An 18,206-nucleotide genomic window follows, 5' to 3' on the forward strand; every position below is an offset into this window, starting at 1 on the left:
GCGGGCTTCCTGTGAATGCGCCGGCCTCAATTCCACAGCGCGTGGATCACCCCCTACCGCGCCAGCGGTTTAGTCCAGGATCAGCAATTACGCGGGGAGGCTGCGCGCTCGGGCGTGAGCAGCTACACATAGTTTTGCGGCCCAGGTTCACTGGCGGCTCCACTACCTGGAGACTGCCATCCGACCCACCCTTTCTTCGCGATCCGAATCCTCTGTCCGCGCGCGCGGCTGTACTCATCTGGAACGGCATGTTCCGGCATACCGCGAGTACCTGCTCGGTCGCGGCAACGGCGCCGGCTCTGTGCGCAGCTGACATCAAGCTCAAGCGCTTCCGTGCCTGCGACGGAATGATGAGGTTCCTGCAGACCCTGTAACTATGCAGAGCACACCGCGCCCCAGTGCGGCCGACGGCCGAGCGAACAGCCATCGTGGGGGGGCGCGCTACGCATAGTTGAGAACTATGCATAGGGGTCGGATGCCGTCGCGTGCGCAGTGTCAAAGCTGACATGACGAATACGTGAGATGGGCTGATGCTCGCCGTCCGGTCAGGCAGCTGCCCCCCTGCAGGAGTCACAGCAGTTGTATGCCACCCGCCATCCGAGACGTCAGTCGGCCTCGTCCAGACCGGAACAATCTGGACGTGACGTCCGGCTGGCATTGCCGTGATCGAAATGGCGGCTAGTGACACGACTGTTGGGTCCACCCCATCGACCGGGCGCGGGACAAGCCACGTTGATCGGCTGACGGAATTTTCGGCGGTTCCGGCTTAGAACCCCAATAATGGTCTATTGCCATGCTAGCCATCTCGTCTGGAGATGGCTTGGTGAAGTTCGGTCAAGGCGTCGCGTCGCGGCCGAGGAGGTGGTCCAGCAACAGTCGCGCGGCCACCGAGAGGCAGGACCTGTCGCGCACCACCAGCTGCAGCTCGCGCCGCGCCCAGGCATCGTCGAGGCGCACGATCCTGAGGCCGAGCGCCGCGGCGAAGAAGCCGCCCACCCGTTCCGGCACGATGCCCACGCCCAGCCCCACCTCGACCATGCGGCATACCGCATCGAAACCGCTCACATGGATCCGCAGGCGGCGCGTCAGCCCCAGCGCTTCGGCCTCGCGTTCGAGCAGCGAATAGAGCGAGCTGTTGTGGCTCAGGCCCACGTGGTCGAAGGCGAGGCTCGTCGCGTAGCTGGTGACTTCGGCCCCGGCCAGCGGATGTTCGGGCCGCACGATCGCAACCAGTTCGTCGCTGCGGTAGGGAAAGCACTCCAGCCCATCAAGGCCGTGCACCTGAGAGACCACGCCGAGATCGGTACGCCCCTCGAGCACCGCGCGCAGGATGTCCGTGCTGAGGTGCTCCTGCAGGTCGATCTTGATGCCTTCGTGGGCCGCCATGAAGCTGCGCAGATCCTCGGGCAGGAACTCCACCACCGCCGAAATGTTGGCGTGGATGCTGACGCGGCCGCGCACCCCCAGCGCGTATTCCGAAAGCTCCGCGTGCAGTCGGTCCACACTGCGCAGCACATCGCGTGCGTGAAACAGCAGCGCCTCGCCCGCCACGGTGGGGCTCACGCCGCGCGCGCCGCGATCGAGCAGGGGTACGCCGAACAGTGCCTCGAGTTCGCCCAGCCGCTTGCTGACGGCCGATGGCACGATGTGCTCGCGCTCGGCCGCGCGGGCGATGCTGCCGGTCTCGCATACCGCCACGAAATACTGCATCGATGCAAAGTCGATTCGCTTCACTGTGGCATCTCGATCCGAGGCGGGAAAACAGGGCAGGGCATCTGGCGGATTGTAATCAGCTTCGCGCGCAGTGGCGCGGTCCGAGGCAGCGCATCGGCTTACTCGGCCGGTAGTCCGAAGGCAAACACCAGCAGGCAGGCCATGCCGACCAGCGCGAAAAAGCCGAGGCGTGCCATGCGGCGGGGCAGGTCCTTCTTCTGCCAGGCCACCAGGAAGGCGACCATGCACTGCAGCAGGTAGAAGAGCGCGAAGGCCCGCGAAGCGTAGGCGATGATCGCATTCACATGGGTACCCCAGGTGAGCGCGACCGTGATCAGCAGAATGATGAGGTAGGCATATCGGACCGGCAGCCGGTGATTGGTGATGTCCTCGAGCAGGCCGCCCGCGCCGGCGGTATCCGCCACCGCCGCGCTGAACTGGCTACCGATCGCGGTCACCGAGAGCAGTACCGGCAGCACCAGCGCCAGCGGCGCCACGAGTTGGGTGATGGCGGTCACGTCGGCGCCAAGCCCGTCGTGGAACATCACCGTGGCGAGCCCGATGAACAGCAGGTAGATCGCCGCGGACACCAGCTGCGCGGTGCGCATGGTGCGGATGCGTTGCTCGGCCCCGTGCTCGTCGCCGAGGTAGCGGGAGGTCTCGAAACCCTGCACCACGATGAGCAGGCCGAGCAGCACCCGCGTGTCGTGCAGGTCGATGCCCGACGCGATGGCCGGCAGCTGCCACGCGCCGTCGAGCGCCAGCCCCACGTTGTGCACGGCCAGCGCCACCAGCAGCGCGCCGATCATGCCGAGGTTGAGGCTGATCGCATGCGTTTCGACCTGTTCGAGCTTGTCGAGGCCGCGCCACATCCCCACGCTGCCGATGACCAGCAGCACCGCAGTGGTCACCACGTTGGCGAGCAGCCGGTCGTGGATGCCGGCCGCGTTGAGGACGAACGCAGCGAGCAACTGCAGGTAGTAGGTGACCGAGATGAAATAGGCCCCGGCGAGTACCGCGCGCGAAAGGAAACCGATATCCTGCGCAGCGCCATGTCCGGCGTTTTCGATCGGCTCGAAATGGCGGATGTTGAAGCGGATGACGCTCCCCACCGCATACGCCAGCGCCAGCAGTGCCGCCATGCACAGCACCGCGAGCTTGCCGACGATGCCCGCGAGCAGCGGGGCGCTGATCAGGAAGCCGCTGCCCATGATCGAGGCCAGCGGCGTGACCGTTGCCTTCCAGTCGGACGAGCCTGCAAGACGCTTCGAGAAAGTGAGGTAGGCGGTAATTGCCGCCGTCACAAGGATGATGAGGGCACTGAGCATGCGGTGTTCCGTATGGATTTCGGGCGGGCGCACCTATGACGACATCGTAGGCAGCCCCCCCTTTCGGCTTGAGGGTGCCTGCCGCCCAAGGATACGGAGCATGCCAGCGGGTGTCCAACACGAGCGCCCGACGCTGTGGCACGCACCGCGGCCGGCAGGATGTGTTCGCGCGAGTCTGCGATAATCCGCCGGTGAAAAGTCGCCGGGGCCCCCACATGGATACCACCGGCGACGCCGGGAACCCGAAGAGAGTATTGCGATGCCGAACGATGAGGACTACATCCGCCTTGCCCTGGAGCAGGCCCGCTATGCCGGCGCACTCGACGAAGTGCCGGTGGGGGCGATCGTGGTGCTCAACGGCGAGATCGTCGGCAAGGGCTTCAACCAGCCCATCGGCCGCCACGATCCCACCGCCCACGCGGAGATCGTCGCGCTGCGCGACGCCGCCGCCCGGCTCGGCAACTACCGGCTGCCCGGCTGCGAACTCTTCGTCACCCTCGAGCCCTGCATGATGTGCAGCGGCGCGATCATGCACGCGCGCATCTCGCGGGTGGTCTTCGGCGCCAGCGATCCCAAGACCGGCGTGGCTGGCAGCGTGCTCGATGTCTATGCGGAACAGCGGCTCAATCACCACGCCACGGTGGTGGGCGGTGTACTGGCAGCGGAGTGCGGTGCAATGCTCTCGAGCTTCTTCGCGGCGCGACGCCAGCGCACCATGAACGCCTGAAGCCCTCGACGCCCGCCATGCGCATCGCAATCGATCTCCACACCCAGCAGCTGGCGCTCTTCGACGACGCCGACGTGCTCATCCGCCGCTACGCTGTATCGACCGCGCTCAATGGCCCCGGCGAGCTCAACGGCAGCGGCTGCACGCCGCGCGGCAGGCACATCGTGCGCGCCTGCATCGGCGCCGGCCACGACCCGCGCGCCATCTTCGTCGGCCGCCGCCCCACCGGAAACATCTGGACCCCGGCGCTCGCCGAGGAGATGCAGGACAAGGACTGGATTCTCGGCCGCATCCTCTGGCTGTCCGGCTGCGAGCCGGGCCACAACCGCCTCGGCACGGTCGACAGTATGCGTCGCTACATCTACATCCACGGCACGCCGGACGACCAGCCGATGGGCGTGGCACGCTCTCACGGCTGCGTGCGCATGCGCCCGGATGAGGTCGTGGAGCTGTTCGACCTGGTACCCGCCGGAACACCCGTGGAGATCGTCTGATGCAGCCTGACCATTCCCTGGAAATCTGCGACTGGCCCGACGCCGAAGCGCGGGTGATGCCGCTGCGGTTCCGCGTGTTTGTGGAGGAACAGGGCGTGCCCGCGGAGATCGAGCTCGACGAATTCGATCCGGTCTCCCGCCATGCGGTGCTCACCGACGCAGCCGATCGAGTCATCGCCACCGGCCGCCTGCTGCCCGATGGCCACATCGGTCGCATGGCCGTGGATGCAGCCCATCGCAATCAGGGGCTCGGTTCCCGCGTATTGCTGGCGCTGATTGGCGAAGCCGAACGGGCCGGAATGGTGGCGGTCGTGCTCAACGCACAGGTCGGTGCGCTTGCCTTCTACGTTCGGCACGGCTTCATCGAAGAAGGGCCACGCTTCATGGAGGCGGGAATCGAGCATCAGGCGATGATGCGGCGTATCCAGGCCCGCTCGTCGCCCTGAGACGACGAGCGGATCCCTGGCTTTACCGCCGCCGGCTGGAACGGATGAATGACTTGATCATCGGCGCGATCTCGGTGCGATAGATTGATCCGTTGAAGATCCCGTAGTGGCCGACGCCCGCCTGGACGTGGTGCCGGTGCAGCGCCTCGGGCAGATTGGGGCAGAGGCGATGAGCCGCCTCGGTCACGCCGAGGGCGACCATGTCGTCGCGTTCGCCCTCGAGCGTGAAGAGGGCGGTATCGGTGATTGCACCGCAATCGACGGGTTCGCCCCTGTAGTGCATTTCGCCTCTGGGGAGCTGTGGTGTCAGGAATACCCGCTCCAGCGTTTCCAGGTAGAACTCCGCGGTCGCGTCCATCACGGTCATGTATTCATCGTAGAACTCGCGGTGCCGATTGGCCGCTTCCTCGTTGCCACGGGCAACATCCTTGAAGAAGTTCCAGTGCTTCTTGAGGTGATTGCCGGGATTCATGGACATGAATGCGCCGATCTGCAGATGACCGGGATAGACTTCACGCCCTGCGCCCGCGTAACCGTTCGGCACCTTGTGGACCGCGAGAGCCTTCAGGAACCCGAGATTGATGTGGCTGGCGTATCGCGTGAGCGTGTTCGGATTCACGGTGATGTCGATGGGGCCTGCAAGCAAGGAAAGCGTCTTCGGTCGGCAGGGATCCTGCCGGCCGGACATGATGGCGGTGGCGCACAGGGCCTGGACGGTTGCCTGGCAGAGACCGATGACGTGGACGTCCGGGCCGAGGAGCTGGATGAACTCGATCAGATAGCCGACGTAGTCTTCAAAGCCGAAACGTCCCGCGGAGAGGGGAATGTCGCGCGCATCCAGCCAGTCGGTGACGTAGACGTCGTGGTCGGGCAGAAACGCCCGGAAGGTCTCCTTCGAAAGGGTCGCGTGGTGCCCCGACATCGCGGCCACGAAAAGGACCTTGGGCGCCTTGCCTTTCCCGACCCGCTCGAAGTGGACGAGATGGCAGAAGGGCATTTTCAAGGCGACTTTCTCGACGATCGTGATCGTCTCGCCGTCTGCCTCGAAGCTGCCGTAGTCGAAGGCCTGCTTGTGGTAGGGCTTGATCATTCGTGCGACCGACTCGAGCGCGGCGATCGGAACCCGGCCGAGGGTGGTACGTGCGAGCGGGTTGTAGCGGCTCGACAGCACGTCGATCGTGGAGCTGAGCACGGCTTCCATCGGGGCAGCGGCGCTGCGGGTCAGGTCAAGCATGGTGTAGCGCATGGATATCATTCCTCGGGAAGGGGTTGGGTCGGGTTCGTTGTGATGTGGAGTGGCACGTCATCTTCCAAAGCTCATGCCAAGTCCGTGAAGGAGAACACCCGCGAGCCCGCCGACCAGGGTCCCGTTGATGCGGATATATTGCAGGTCCCGGCCGATTTCGGCTTCGAGCTTGTCGGCGACTTCCTTCGCGTCCCAGGTGGCGATCACGTCGGAGATGAGCCCCGAGATTTCCTGACGGTGGCGTATCAGCAAGGGCTCGATGCCGTCGATGAGCCAGGCTTCGAGCCGGCCACGCAGCGGTGCGTCAGTGGCGATTCCATGGCCGATGGCTTGCAGAAGCTCCGCCAGGGCGGTGACCACGAGCGATGAGGGTCGGGCGATGTCTTCGAGCAACAGCGCCTGCAGGTCCTTCCAGACGACTTCGTAGTAGCTTTGCGAACGCAGATGTCCGGCAAGGTCACGGACGAGGCCGCGTCCTCGGGCGGCGTATTCGGGAGAAGCCTTGAGATCGTCGATGAACGCCTGGGTTGCGGCGTCGAAGCGAGCGCGCATTTCGTGCTGCGGGTTCAAGGCGACCTCGTGAAGCAGGGCAACGATGCCATCGACGAAACGATTGACCACGTAGTAGTCGAAGATTCCCGGCGTGTATCTGGACGCTTCGCTGAATTTCTCGCGGATCAGCGCGCGATTCTCGGACAGCCAGGTATCGAGGGTCCGCAAGCCGTGATCCAGCAGCGCCTGATGTCGGCCGTCGTGGGTCATGATCTCGAGGAACCTGCCCGCAAACGTCGAAATGTCCAGTCGTGCCAGCCAGGGCACGATGATCCGGTCGAGAAACCGGCTCACGTCCTTGTCGTCGAGGCGTGCGAGCAGCCCCGGGACGAATTCGCAGGCGGCGCGTGCGCAGCGCTGGCTGTTGCGCGGTGACTGCAGCCAGCGCGCCGTCGTGCCGACCGCGTCCAGACCGGCGAGTTTGCGGGTGAGATTGTGTGGTGTCAGGAAGTTTTCCTGCACAAAGATGCCCAGCGCACGGCCGATCTCGTCCTTGTTCCGGGGAATGATGGCGGTATGCGGAACGGGCAGGCCCATGGGATGGCGAAACAGCGCGGTCACGGCGAACCAGTCTGCAATGGCACCGATGCTTCCCGCCTCGGCAAAGGCCCTTATCCATGCCAGCCACGGATGGACATTCTCCAGGCTGACCGAGACGATGAAGGTCGCGAGCATGAACAGCAGCAAAGCGAGCGCGAGCCGCTTCATTTCCTTGCCGCCGGATGTGCGGGAGCCGCCGTTCATGGGCGCGTCAGGAAGCCCAGAGTGCAGGTTGCCGTTTGCAACGGGCGGGCGAGCAGAAAGCCGTGACCGTCCTCGAGGACGGTGAGCGTGGCGTCGGGAATCAGATTTGCCAGCAGGTATGCATTGGCAAGCGGCGCCACCGGATCTTCACTGCCGGCAAGGACCAGGGTGGGTTGCCGCAAGTGCGATAGCCACGGCAGGCTGGACCAACCCCAGAGGGCGAGCAGTTGGGCGATTTGCGTCCACGTGCCCGATGGTGCCAGCCGACCCAGATGTTCAGTCACGCGCTCCGGTTCGCGCAGGAATGCGCCGCCAAGAACCCTCGCACTCATGAATCCCCGTCCGAGCGATCCGGGGAGCATGCCGAGGCCGAGCATCGCGATCAGGGCTGTTGGCCGACCGGGAACCATGAGTACTCCCGGAGAACTTGCGGCCAGGACCAGGCGACGACAACGGTTCGGATACTGCAGGGCGAACTGCTGGGCAACGAAACCGCCCCAGGATATGCCCATCACATCGATCGGTTCGGCAAACCCGAGTTCGATCAATACCGTATCCACCTCGCGAACCAGATTCGAGAATCGATAGGGTGGAAAGGGCAGGGCGGCTTCGACGATCGGAGCGTCGATGACGACAAGCGGCCGCTCATCCAGTGCGGCCACGAAGCCGTCCAGCAATTCCAGGTTGGCGCCAAGACCATTGAAGATCACCAACGGAGGATTGCCGGCCCGGCCCCGCCGCAGCCCGAGCCGCAGGGCGTACCCGGGCCGGGCGAGCACGTGGATCTGCAGTGGATGCCGGGATGTCGTCATCAGACAGCTCGGGCACCTTGGCCGCTAGGCCGCCACCACATAGGTGCCCGGCGCAGGTTCCGCCGGAGGGTGAGCCTTGCTGCCAAGTGCGGCCGGCGCAGCGCGGAGTTTGCCGGAATGCGCCTTCAACCACTCGCGCCAGTGTTCCCACCAGGTACCCTGGACTGCGGTGGCCCCGGCAAGCCAATCGTCGGCCGTGCCGGCGGTGGCACCGTTGGTAAAGTACTTCGCCTTGGGATTGCCGGGTGGATTGATGAGACTCTGGACGTGACCACTCGAGCTGAGCACGAATTCGTTCTTGCCACCCAGGGTCCGGCTGGTATTGAAGACCCCCTGCCAAGGGGTGATGTGATCGCTGATGCCGGCCAGCACATAGGTGTCGCATTTCACCCGGGACAGATCGATTGGGGTGTCCAGCATGGTCATCCCGCCGGGCGCGGAGAGCTGATGCTCGGCGAAGATGTCCATCAGCTGGGCGTGGAAGCGCGCGGGGAGACGCGTCGTGTCGTTGTTCCAGTAAAGCACATCGAAGGCCGGCGGCGGATTGCCCATCAGGTAATTGTTTACCCAATAGTTCCAGACCAGATCATTGGGCCGCATCCACGCGAACACCCGACCCATGTCATGTCCCTCTATGACCCCCCTGGAAGCGGAGTTGGTCTTGGCAAGAGAAACGACCTCGGGGGTTGCAAAGAGGCCGAGCTGGGATTCCGCCTGGCCATCGAGCACCGCCACCATCATGGTCGCGGCATGAACGAGGGGACGCTCGCTGGCGGCGAGATGACCCAGCATCGCGGCCATCGTCATCGCACCGGAACAGGCTCCGTGCAGGTTTACGTCGTCTGCGCCGGTGATTTCCCGTACCGCTTCGATGGCTTCCAGCAGCGCGGAGACGTAGGTTGCCATGTCCCAGTCGGCTTGATCCGCGGTGGGGTTGCGCCAGCTCACCGTGAAGACCTGGAAACCGCTGCCGACCAGAAATTCGACGATGCTCTTGCCCGGAGCCAGATCGAAGATATAGTACTTGTTGATCTGTGGCGGCACCATGATCTGTGGCCGCGCATGGACCTTCTCGGTGGTAGGCGTGTACTGGATGAGTTCCAGCACGGGATTGCGGAAAACCACGGCGCCGGGTGTGGTGGCAAGGTTCTCGCCCACCCTGAACTTGCTCTTGTCCACCTGTGCGGGCATGCCCTTGTTGGTCGCCAGGTCGGTGAGCATGTTCTTGAGTCCCCGGGCAATGCTGCTGCCCCCGGTATCCACCATCTTCTTCAGTGCCGCGGGGTTGCCGAGCAGCGTGTTGGTGGGCGCGAAGGCATCGCTGAGCATCGAGACCGCAAAGCGAGCGCGCTCGCGGTTCCGGTCATCCAGGGGGATCTGGTCGACCACCTGCCCCAAAGCCTGGGTCCACGACAGATAGCCCTGCATGGCGATGCGCAGGAACGGGTTCTGATTCCAGGCGTCGTCCTTGAAACGTTTGTCGCCCGGGGCCGGGGCGATCTCCGAGTTCCCGGCCAGAACGGCCATGAGATCCCGAGCCAGGCGGGCTTCTTCCTCAAGCAGCACCGCCGAGGTCTTGACCGCCTTGCCGGCCAATTCCCTGGTCTTGTCGACAGGGCTTCGTGCGGACGCCTTTGCGGTTTCAGGTGCCGGACCGGACGTGGCGCCGGACGCGTCGATCTTTGCTTGTTTTGCCATGATGTCTTCGGCTTCTCCAGTCATTCGAAAAGCATGAAGAGCAGATTGGCCGTGAGCGCGGGCTTGGGTTGGCCCTCGATCTCCACCACTGCGCCCATGGTTACCAGGGTTCGACCCGGGCCTTTGGCCGCCACCGCCTCGACGGTCAGTCGGGTGCGAATCCGCGCATTGACATGCACCGGCGAGATGAAGCGCACGTTCTCCGCGCCACAATTGACGGTCTGCCGCGCATTCAACGGCTTCACCAGGATCTCGAGCGCGTGGGGAGCAAGCGTGGAGAGTGTCAGGAAACCGTGGGCGATGGTGCTGCCGAAAGGGCTTTCACGTTGTGCCCGCTCGGGGTCGACGTGTATCCATTGATGATCGCCCGTGCAGGCGGCAAACGCGTCAATCCGGCTTTGGGGCATCGCTTCCCATTCCGATACGCCGATCTCCTTGCCGATGAAGCCGGCAAGCGTGCTCATGTTCAAGGATTGTTCCATTGAGGACTCCAGGATGTCGTGGGATGGGCCGCGGCCCCGGGGGCCGCGCCCTAGGCCGGATCAGGCGTTCTCGTACCTGGCTCGCAGGTTCTTCTTGTTGATCTTGCCGACGCTGGTCTTGTCGATGGCTGGCGGGAAGAGCACGTGCTCGGGAATCGCGAACTTGGAAATGTGACCTTCCTCGGCGAATGCCTTCACGTGGGCCTTGATATCCGCCTCGGTCGCCGTGGCGCCGGATTTCAGCACGACCAGCGCCATCGGGCGCTCGCCCCACTTGGCATCCTTGATGCCGATCACCGCCACCTCGCTCACCGCCGCGTGGCGCGAGATCACATCCTCGAGTTCGAGCGACGAGACCCATTCTCCGCCGGTCTTGATGACGTCCTTGATCCGGTCGGTGACCTGTAGGTAACCCTCCGGATCGATCACTCCGATGTCGTTGGTGTGGAGGTAACCTCCGGACCACAGTTCTTCGGACGCGCTCGGGTTCTTGTAATACCCCTGGGTGAGCCATGGAGAGCGCACCACGATCTCGCCCGCGGCCTTGCCGTCGTGGGGCAGGTCTTCCATGTTTTCATCGACGATACGCAGATCCACCAGCGGAATCGGCAGCCCCGTCTTGGTGCGGATTTCCAACTCGCGGATCGGATCGCCCATGAGCGGCGTCTTGATCTGTGCCAGGGTCAGGATCGGGCAGGTCTCCGACATCCCGTAGCCGGTGAACAGGTCCATCCCCAGGTTGAGCGCGCTCTGGGCAAGGCCCTTGGGCAGGGCCGAGCCGCCGATGATGAGCTTCCAGCCCTTCACGTTGGTGTCGTGGATCGCCGGGTTGGTGACCAGCATGTGGAGGATGGTGGGGACGCAGTGGGAGAAGGTGACGCCTTCCTGCCGGACCAGGGCAAGCAGGCCGTCCGGCGTGTAGCGACCCGGATACACCTGGCGCAGGCCCATCACGGTGGCGATGTAGGGCATGCCCCAGGCGTGCACATGGAACATCGGCGTGATCGGCATGTACACATCGTCGCGATGCAGCCGTCCCTGGGAGAGCGGGGCGGTCAGGCCGGACATGGTGGACAGTGTATGCAGCACCAGTTGCCGGTGACTGAAGAACACACCCTTGGGCAGGCCGGTGGTACCGGTGGTGTAGAAGGTGGTGGCCCGGGTGTTCTCGTCGAAATCCGGAAAGTCGTAATGAGGCGAAGCGGCATGAAGCAGGGCTTCGTATTCGCCCGCAAAACCGGCCGGCACCGGATCGGAAGGAATGTCGCTGATGAAGATGAAGGTCTTGGCGGTCTCCAGCTTGTCCTTGATTTCCTCCAGCACCGGCATGAACTCCACGTTCACCAGCAGTACCTTTGCCTCGGCGTGGTTGATGGTGTAGAGGATCTGCTCGGGCGACAGACGCACGTTTACGGTCATCAGCACCGCACCCATCATGGGAACGGCGAAGTAGCTCTCGAGGTAGCGGTGGCTGTCCCAGTCCATCATTCCGATGGTGTCGCCGGGGCGGACGCCGAGCGCGCTCAGGGCGTTGGCGAGCTGCGCGATACGGTGGTTCAAGGTCCGATAGTTGAACCGCTTGAGATCCCGATAGACGATTTCCTGGTCAGGTGCCACCGCGAGTGGCGTGTGCAGCAACTGCTTGATCAGCAGCGGATAAGTGTATGCGCTCGGTGTAGGCTGAATGAGATTGTCGGGGTTGATGGTCGTCATGATGGTCTCCTCCTGGTGTTTCTTGTTGGCGCGGTTGAATTTCGTGTGACGCTCAGAACTGGTCGGGCGACAGTGCCATGACCGCGGCCGCACCCGCCTGCACGGTCTTGCGCAGCCCTGCCACCTGGGTCATGAGGTGCTCGGCATAGAAGCGGGCAGTGACGATCTTGGCTTCCAGGAAGCCGCGATCACCGCTACCGTCCTTGATGCGGCGGCTCGCGATGTCGGCCGAACGGGCCAGCTGCCACCCACCGCACACGATACCCGCGAGCTTGAGGAAGGGCACCGCACCGCCATGGACCGCGCGGATATCGTCTCCGTAGGTTTCGACGATCCAGTCCACGCAGGCCTGGTACTCATCGATGCCTTCGGCCAGCGCGGTACGAATCACGGCGAGATCGGGACTCGTGGCATCGATCTCGGAAACCGTCTTGCGCATCATGTCGAGCACCGCCCGGGCCGTGGCACCGCCCTCGCGGGCAGTCTTGCGACCGACCAGGTCATTGGCCTGGATGCCCGTCGTGCCCTCGTAGATGGTCAGGATGCGGGCGTCGCGCAGATGCTGGGCCGCACCAGTCTCTTCGATGAAGCCCATTCCTCCGTGAATCTGAATACCGAGATTGGCGACCTCGATGCTCGCCTCGGTGGCCCATCCCTTGTGGATCGGAATCATGTAGTCCACGAAGGCACGAGCCTGCTGGCGGGCGGTCTCATCGGGATCCAGGTGGGCACGGTCGATCGCCGCGCCGACAACGTAGGCAACCGCTCGATTGGCCTCGGTCAGGGCGCGCATCGTCATCAGCATGCGGCGCACGTCGGGATGCTGGATGATCGCCACCGACTTGCCGCGGGGATCCAGCAGATCCTTGCTCTGGATACGTTCCTGAGCATAGGTACGGGCCAGTTGATAGGCGCGTTCGGAAACCGCCACACCTTGCAGCCCGACCGCGTACCTGGCCTCGTTCATCATGATGAACATGTATTCGAGGCCGCGATTTTCCTCGCCCACCAGGTAGCCGATGGCACCGTCGGCATCGCCGTAGGCGAGCACCGCGGTGGGGCTCGAGTGGATGCCGAGCTTGTGCTCGATCGAGACGCAGCGGACGTCGTTTCGCGCTCCGAGGCTACCGTCCGCGTTGACCAGGAACTTCGGTACAACGAACAGCGAGATCCCCTTGACGCCGTCCGGTGCATCCGGTGTCCGGGCGAGCACCAGATGGACGATGTTCTCGGCCATGTCGTGCTCGCCGTGGGTGATGAAGATCTTCTGGCCGTAGATCCGGTAATGGTCCCCTTCCGGTACCGCCTTGCTCCTGATCAGCGCGAGGTCGGAGCCGGCCTGCGGCTCGGTCAGGTTCATGGTCCCGGTCCACGTTCCCTCGACCATCTTGTGCAGGTAGGTTTCCTTCTGCTCCCGGGTGCCACGCAGGAGCAGGGCCTCGATCGCGCCGCCGGTCAACAGGGGGCACAGCGAAAAGCCCAGATTGGCACTCATGACCATCTCGAGCACCGGACTGGCCACCAGTTTCGGCAGGCCCTGGCCACCGAACTCGACCGGAAAATTCAGGCCGTTCCAGCCACCCTCGACGAACTGCCGATAGGCGTCGGCGAAGCCGTCGGGGGTGCTGACCGCGCCGTCGTCCCAGCTGCATCCAGCGAAGTCGCCTGGGACGTTGAGCGGCGCGAGGACCTGGCCGCTGAATTTGCTGGCTTCGTCGAGCACGGCCGTGACCGTGTCGGATGTCGCGTCCTCGCATCCCGGCAGTTGCGAGATGGCCTCAAGGCCGGCCAGCTCGTTCAGCACGAAAAGCATGTCGGCCATTGGGGCGTTGTAAGTGCTCATTGATTGTATGCCTCCCTAAATGCGTGTTGGATCGATCAGGGCGAACTGCTGACGCAGCGGGACTGCGAAGCGCGCCTTCTTCTGGTACGTACTGCCTGTGACATGAAGTCAAGAGCCACCTGCCACTCGGCGATGGCCGCGACCGGAACCACAGATTCGGAGGGAATGCGATCTCGCAATCCCGGCGTCGGGGACGGTTTGACAAAAGCTTTGGTGACGAGTCGGAAAAAATGGTGGCGCCGGTCCCCCATGCGCCACCTGACACCGCCGAACGAAACACACCAATCCTTGCTGCTAGCGAGCGGCTTCCAGTGACTGAAATCCGCGGCGCCAACCAGCATAGGCAATGCGATCGCGGATTCCAGCCCCCCAAAAGGGGGGTAATTTCTTTTGTGCGCCGCACACTTCAAAGGGATGCGTTCGGCATTCGTGCGGGATATCCGCCCGTTCAACAGCGTTCAAAGATACCTGCGGCGCCCATGCCGGTGCCGATGCACATGGTGACCATAGCGTAGCGGATGGCCGGGTCGCGCTGCATCGCGCTCATCACCGTGGCGGTGCGGATCGCCCCGGTGGCGCCGAGCGGGTGGCCCAGCGCGATCGCCCCGCCGAGCGGGTTCACCTTGTCCGGATCAAGCGCGAGCGTACGCATCACCGCCAGCGACTGCGCCGCGAAGGCCTCGTTGAGCTCGATCCAGTCGAGCTGCGACTGGTTCAGCCCGCCCGCCTTGAGCGCCCGCGGGATCGCCTCGACCGGGCCGATGCCCATCACCTGCGGCGGCACGCCCGCCACCGAATAACTCACGAAGCGCGCGATCGGGGTCACGCCGTAGCGCTTGACCGCCGCCTCGCTCATCAGCAGCACCGCACCGGCCCCGTCCGACATCTGCGAGCTGTTGCCCGCGGTCACCGAGCCGCGCGCCGCGAACACCGGGCGCAGCTTGCCCAGGCGCTCGAGCGAGGCATCGGCACGCGGCCCTTCGTCGTGCTCGCACAGCGTCTCGACCACCCGCACCACGCCGCCCTCGCCGGGCAGGTGGGTGCGCACCATGTACGGGGTGATCTCGGCGCGGAAGTGCCCGGCGGCGATCGCCGCCACCGCGCGCTGGTTCGACTGCAGCGCGAAGGCGTCCTGGTCCTCGCGGCTGACCTTCCATTGCTCGGCCACCTTCTCGGCGGTGAGCCCCATGCCGAAGGCGATGCCGAGGTTCTCCTGCTTCGCGAAGACGGCCGGGTTGAGGCTCACCTTGTTGCCCATGATCTGCGGCATCACGCTCATCGACTCGGTACCGGCGGCGATCATCACCTCGGCCTGGCCGAGGCGGATCTGGTTGGCCGCATCGGCGACCGCCTGCACGCCCGACGAGCAGAAGCGGTTGATGGTGATGCCCGGCACCGTGTCGGGCAGGCCCGCCAGCAGCAGGCCGATGCGCGCCACGTTCATGCCCTGCTCGGCCTCCGGCATGGCGCAGCCGACGATCACGTCGCCGATCTCGCCTGCCTCGAGGCCCGGCACCTTGTCCACCACTGCCCGCAGCACATGCGCCAGCATGTCGTCGGGGCGTACGTTGCGGAACATGCCGTTGCGCTTGGCCACCGGGGTGCGCGTGGCGGCGACGATGTAGGCGTCCTGAATCTGTTTGCTCATGGTTCTCTCCAGTGTCTCGGGCTCAGTTGCGCAGCGGCTTGCCGGTTTCGAGCATGTGCGCGATGCGCTGCTGGGTCTGTTCGGTCTGCAGCAGCTCGACGAAGAGCGCGCGCTCGACATCGAGGATCCACTGCTCGGAGACTTCGGCGTTGGTGTCCACCTCGCCACCGCACAGCGCCGTGGCCGCGGCGCGCGCCACCTTGTAGTCGTGCGCCGAGATGAAGCCGCCCTCGGCCATGTTCACCAGCATCATCTCGCAGGTGGCGATGCCGTTTCGGCCGGCCACCTTGACCGCGTTGTCGACCAGCGGCGCCCGCCAGCCGGCCTCGGCCATGGCGCGGGCCCGGCGGATCGCCGCGTAGAGCAGCTCGTGGGCGTTGAAGAGGATGTCGTCGGAGGCCTTGCCGAAGCCCATCTGCACCGCCTCGAGCGCGCTCTTGGCGACCTTGGCCATGGCGATGGTCTGGAAGCTCTCCTGAATGTACAGGAACACGTCGCCGCCGGCGGCACGCCGGGCCAGGGCATGGGCCTGCAGCGCGAACTCCTTGCTGCCGCCGCCGGCCGGGATCAGCCCGACGCCGGCCTCGACCAGGCCGACATAGCTCTCGAGCGCCATCACCCGGTGGCCGGCATGCATCGCGAACTCGCAGCCACCGCCCAGCGCCATGCCCTGCACCGCGGCCACCACCGGCACCTGGGCATGCTTGATCGCCATCGAGGTGCGCTGGAACTTGGCCACGGTCTGCTCGAGCATGCCGAACTGGCCGGCCTTGATCGCGTCGGTGACCTGGGCGAGGTTGGCGCCCACCGCGAAGGGGGCGCTCTGCCAGATCACCAGGCCGTCGAGCTCGCGCTCGGCGCGGGCCAGTGCTTCGAGCACCCCGTCGAGCACTTCGTCGCCGATCGCATGCATCTTGGAGGTGATCGACAGGATACCGATACGTGCGTCCTGGTCGGGACGGGTCCATAGCCGTACCCCGGCGTTCTCCCACAGGGTTTCGCCCTGGTCGGGCGCGGCTTCGCCGATCACCTGCTCGGGGTAGAGCTGGCGGCCATAGACCGGCAAGGTGGAGCGCGGCTTGAGCGCATCGTCTGCGGCGGAGTAGGAACCGTCCGGCGCATGCACGCCCTCGCGCTCGAACACCCAGGCCGGCAGCGGCGCATCGCTCATCGCCCGGCCGGCTTCGATGTCGGCCTTGACCGCCTCGGCGATCGCGCGCCAGCCGGCGGCCTGCCAGGTCTCGAGCGGGCCCATCGTCCAGCCGAAGCCCCAGCGCATGGCGAGATCGAGATCGCGGGCGTTGTCGGCGATCTGCGCGAGGTGGAAGGCGCAGTAGTGGAAGACGTCGCGGAAGATCGCCCACAGGAACTTCGCCTGCGGGTGTTCGCTCGCGCGCAGCTGGGCGAACCGGGCGGCCGGGTCGCGGTTCTTGAGGATCGCCGCCACTTCCGGTGCCACCTCGGCGGCGCTGGCGCGGTAGTCCTGCTGCGCGAGGTCGAGCACCATGATCTGCTTGCCCTGTTTGCGGTAGATGCCGGCGCGGGTCTTCTGGCCGAGTGCGCCCTTGTCGATCAGCGCCTTGAGCCACACCGGGCTCTTGAAATGGCGATGCCAGGGGTCATCGGGCAGGGTCGCGTCCATGGTGTTCACCACGTGCGCGAGGGTGTCGAGCCCGACCACGTCGGCGGTGCGGTAGGTGGCGCTCCTGGGGCGGCCGATGTTCGGGCCGGTGAGTGCGTCGACCTCGTCGAAGCCGAGCCCCATCTGGGCGGTATGGTGCATCACCGCGAGGATCGAGAACACGCCGACGCGGTTGGCGACGAAGTTGGGGGTATCGCGGGCGCGCACGATGCTCTTGCCGAGCCGCGTGGTGAGCCAGGCTTCGAGATCGTCGAGCATCGCGGCGTCGGTGGTGGCGGTGGGAATCAGCTCGACCAGCGCCATGTAGCGCGGCGGGTTGAAGAAGTGGATGCCGCAGAAGCGCGGCCGCAGCGCCTCGGGCATGCCTTCCGAGAGCGCGTTGATCGACAGGCCCGAGGTGTTGGAGGCGAAGATCGCATCGGCACGGATGAAGGGCGCGACCTTGGCGTACAGATCACGTTTCCATTCCATCTTCTCGGCGATGGCTTCGATCACCAGGTCGCACTCGCGCAGCTTCTCGAGGTCCGAGCCGTAGTTGGCCGCCTCGATGAAGCGCGCCCGGTCGCTGCTCGCCAGCGGCGCCGGGTCGAGCTTGCGCAGGCCCGCCAGCGCCTTGTCGACGATGGCGTTGGCCGCCCCCTCCTTCGCCGCCAGGTCGAACAGCAGCACCGGTACGTCGGCACTGGCGCAGTGCGCCGCAATCTGCGCACCCATCACCCCCGCTCCAAGTACCGCTACCTTGCGGATCATCAGTTTGCTCACGTTTTTCATCCTCTTCGATGCTCCCGGCACGACGCCCGCCCGATGATTGGCGGCGTCAAGGTCAAGGTGGATTTCGACTCCACTGGCAAGTGTCACGGCGCCCTGGCCGTACATGAATCGCATCACGCGTCGAGGCCGGCGTGATGCGGTGGTCTTTCCATCGCGCTCCCCGCACCGGGCAGGCAGCCGGCGCTCCGCTCAAGCCAGTGAAAGCTTTTTTCAGTCTATTTCTCCCGTCGCGGCTTGGCCCCCCCCATTCGGGTGGCTGGCAACCAGAGGCAATCTCCTTAACATTTGATGGATCCATAAGTTGTATTGATTGTGGTGCGTGAGCGGGGTATCGCCACGGCTAGTGG

The 18,206-nt window shown here is 64.9% G+C and carries 14 protein-coding genes; 3 read left to right on the plus strand and 11 right to left on the minus strand.

Translation table 11 applies throughout. The features are described from left to right. Positions 1 to 834 precede the first annotated feature (834 nt). A complete protein-coding gene (locus tag ACMV5O_RS19310) occupies positions 835 to 1,734 on the minus strand; it encodes a LysR family transcriptional regulator (protein ID WP_416164983.1) in 900 nt (299 codons plus the stop codon). Between the two features lie 98 nt (positions 1,735 to 1,832). After that, positions 1,833 to 3,041 (minus strand): hypothetical protein, encoded by a 1,209-nt coding sequence (locus tag ACMV5O_RS19315; protein WP_416164984.1) that lies wholly within the window; start codon positions 3,039 to 3,041, stop codon positions 1,833 to 1,835. 259 nt (positions 3,042 to 3,300) lie between these two features. Between ACMV5O_RS19315 and tadA the strand changes: the two genes are divergently transcribed. The 3 genes from tadA to ACMV5O_RS19330 are packed head-to-tail and all read left to right on the plus strand — an operon-like array spanning position 3,301 to position 4,708. Then, positions 3,301 to 3,768, plus strand: coding sequence for a tRNA adenosine(34) deaminase TadA (gene tadA, locus ACMV5O_RS19320; protein ID WP_416164985.1), 468 nt, complete (start codon positions 3,301 to 3,303; stop codon positions 3,766 to 3,768). Positions 3,769 to 3,785: 17 nt separating this feature from the next. Continuing rightward, the gene (locus ACMV5O_RS19325) at positions 3,786 to 4,262 is read left to right on the plus strand and encodes a L,D-transpeptidase family protein (RefSeq protein WP_416164986.1); all 477 of its coding nucleotides are present in this window, start codon (positions 3,786 to 3,788) and stop codon (positions 4,260 to 4,262) included. Further along, positions 4,262 to 4,708 (plus strand): GNAT family N-acetyltransferase, encoded by a 447-nt coding sequence (locus ACMV5O_RS19330; RefSeq protein WP_159690618.1) that lies wholly within the window; start codon positions 4,262 to 4,264, stop codon positions 4,706 to 4,708. Before ACMV5O_RS19325 ends, ACMV5O_RS19330 begins: the two co-directional genes overlap by 1 nt. 22 nt (positions 4,709 to 4,730) lie before the next feature. Here the strand turns inward: ACMV5O_RS19330 and phaZ are convergent, their stop codons facing one another. The 9 genes from phaZ to ACMV5O_RS19375 form a co-directional block, all read right to left on the minus strand. Then, positions 4,731 to 5,954: a polyhydroxyalkanoate depolymerase gene (gene phaZ, locus ACMV5O_RS19335; RefSeq protein WP_416164987.1), complete on the minus strand. Its 1,224-nt coding sequence runs from the start codon at positions 5,952 to 5,954 to the stop codon at positions 4,731 to 4,733. Between the two features lie 57 nt (positions 5,955 to 6,011). Continuing rightward, positions 6,012 to 7,250: a DUF445 domain-containing protein gene (locus ACMV5O_RS19340; protein WP_416164988.1), complete on the minus strand. Its 1,239-nt coding sequence runs from the start codon at positions 7,248 to 7,250 to the stop codon at positions 6,012 to 6,014. Next, positions 7,247 to 8,062 (minus strand): alpha/beta fold hydrolase, encoded by an 816-nt coding sequence (locus ACMV5O_RS19345; RefSeq protein ID WP_416164989.1) that lies wholly within the window; start codon positions 8,060 to 8,062, stop codon positions 7,247 to 7,249. The genes ACMV5O_RS19340 and ACMV5O_RS19345 overlap by 4 nt, the downstream gene beginning before the upstream one ends. A gap of 24 nt (positions 8,063 to 8,086) precedes the next feature. Then, on the minus strand, positions 8,087 to 9,784 hold the full coding sequence (locus ACMV5O_RS19350) for an alpha/beta fold hydrolase (protein WP_416164990.1): 1,698 nt from the start codon (positions 9,782 to 9,784) through the stop codon (positions 8,087 to 8,089). Continuing rightward, on the minus strand, positions 9,781 to 10,224 hold the full coding sequence (locus tag ACMV5O_RS19355; protein ID WP_416164991.1) for a MaoC family dehydratase: 444 nt from the start codon (positions 10,222 to 10,224) through the stop codon (positions 9,781 to 9,783). The genes ACMV5O_RS19350 and ACMV5O_RS19355 overlap by 4 nt, the downstream gene beginning before the upstream one ends. A 78-nt stretch (positions 10,225 to 10,302) precedes the next feature. Then, on the minus strand, positions 10,303 to 11,955 hold the full coding sequence (locus tag ACMV5O_RS19360; RefSeq protein ID WP_416164992.1) for a fatty acid--CoA ligase: 1,653 nt from the start codon (positions 11,953 to 11,955) through the stop codon (positions 10,303 to 10,305). Between the two features lie 52 nt (positions 11,956 to 12,007). Continuing rightward, a complete protein-coding gene (locus ACMV5O_RS19365; protein WP_416164993.1) occupies positions 12,008 to 13,798 on the minus strand; it encodes an acyl-CoA dehydrogenase in 1,791 nt (596 codons plus the stop codon). 448 nt (positions 13,799 to 14,246) lie between these two features. Then, on the minus strand, positions 14,247 to 15,446 hold the full coding sequence (locus tag ACMV5O_RS19370; protein ID WP_416164994.1) for an acetyl-CoA C-acyltransferase: 1,200 nt from the start codon (positions 15,444 to 15,446) through the stop codon (positions 14,247 to 14,249). A gap of 22 nt (positions 15,447 to 15,468) precedes the next feature. Next, positions 15,469 to 17,850: a 3-hydroxyacyl-CoA dehydrogenase/enoyl-CoA hydratase family protein gene (locus ACMV5O_RS19375; RefSeq protein WP_416164995.1), complete on the minus strand. Its 2,382-nt coding sequence runs from the start codon at positions 17,848 to 17,850 to the stop codon at positions 15,469 to 15,471. Positions 17,851 to 18,206: the final 356 nt, after the last annotated feature.

The sequence above is a fragment of the Thauera sp. WH-1 genome (genome assembly GCF_047806685.1).
Lineage (GTDB): Bacteria > Pseudomonadota > Gammaproteobacteria > Burkholderiales > Rhodocyclaceae > Thauera.

Coding starts and splice junctions, on each gene's coding strand:
- ACMV5O_RS19330 (WP_159690618.1), top strand. CDS start 4,262: ATGCAGCCTGACCATTCCCTGGAAATCTGCGACTGGCCCGACGCCGAA.
- ACMV5O_RS19345 (WP_416164989.1), bottom strand. CDS start 8,062: ATGACGACATCCCGGCATCCACTGCAGATCCACGTGCTCGCCCGGCCC.
- ACMV5O_RS19325 (WP_416164986.1), top strand. CDS start 3,786: ATGCGCATCGCAATCGATCTCCACACCCAGCAGCTGGCGCTCTTCGAC.
- ACMV5O_RS19315 (WP_416164984.1), bottom strand. CDS start 3,041: ATGCTCAGTGCCCTCATCATCCTTGTGACGGCGGCAATTACCGCCTAC.
- ACMV5O_RS19360 (WP_416164992.1), bottom strand. CDS start 11,955: ATGACGACCATCAACCCCGACAATCTCATTCAGCCTACACCGAGCGCA.
- ACMV5O_RS19355 (WP_416164991.1), bottom strand. CDS start 10,224: ATGAGCACGCTTGCCGGCTTCATCGGCAAGGAGATCGGCGTATCGGAA.
- ACMV5O_RS19370 (WP_416164994.1), bottom strand. CDS start 15,446: ATGAGCAAACAGATTCAGGACGCCTACATCGTCGCCGCCACGCGCACC.
- ACMV5O_RS19350 (WP_416164990.1), bottom strand. CDS start 9,784: ATGACTGGAGAAGCCGAAGACATCATGGCAAAACAAGCAAAGATCGAC.
- phaZ (WP_416164987.1), bottom strand. CDS start 5,954: ATGCGCTACACCATGCTTGACCTGACCCGCAGCGCCGCTGCCCCGATG.
- ACMV5O_RS19365 (WP_416164993.1), bottom strand. CDS start 13,798: ATGAGCACTTACAACGCCCCAATGGCCGACATGCTTTTCGTGCTGAAC.
- tadA (WP_416164985.1), top strand. CDS start 3,301: ATGCCGAACGATGAGGACTACATCCGCCTTGCCCTGGAGCAGGCCCGC.
- ACMV5O_RS19340 (WP_416164988.1), bottom strand. CDS start 7,250: ATGAACGGCGGCTCCCGCACATCCGGCGGCAAGGAAATGAAGCGGCTC.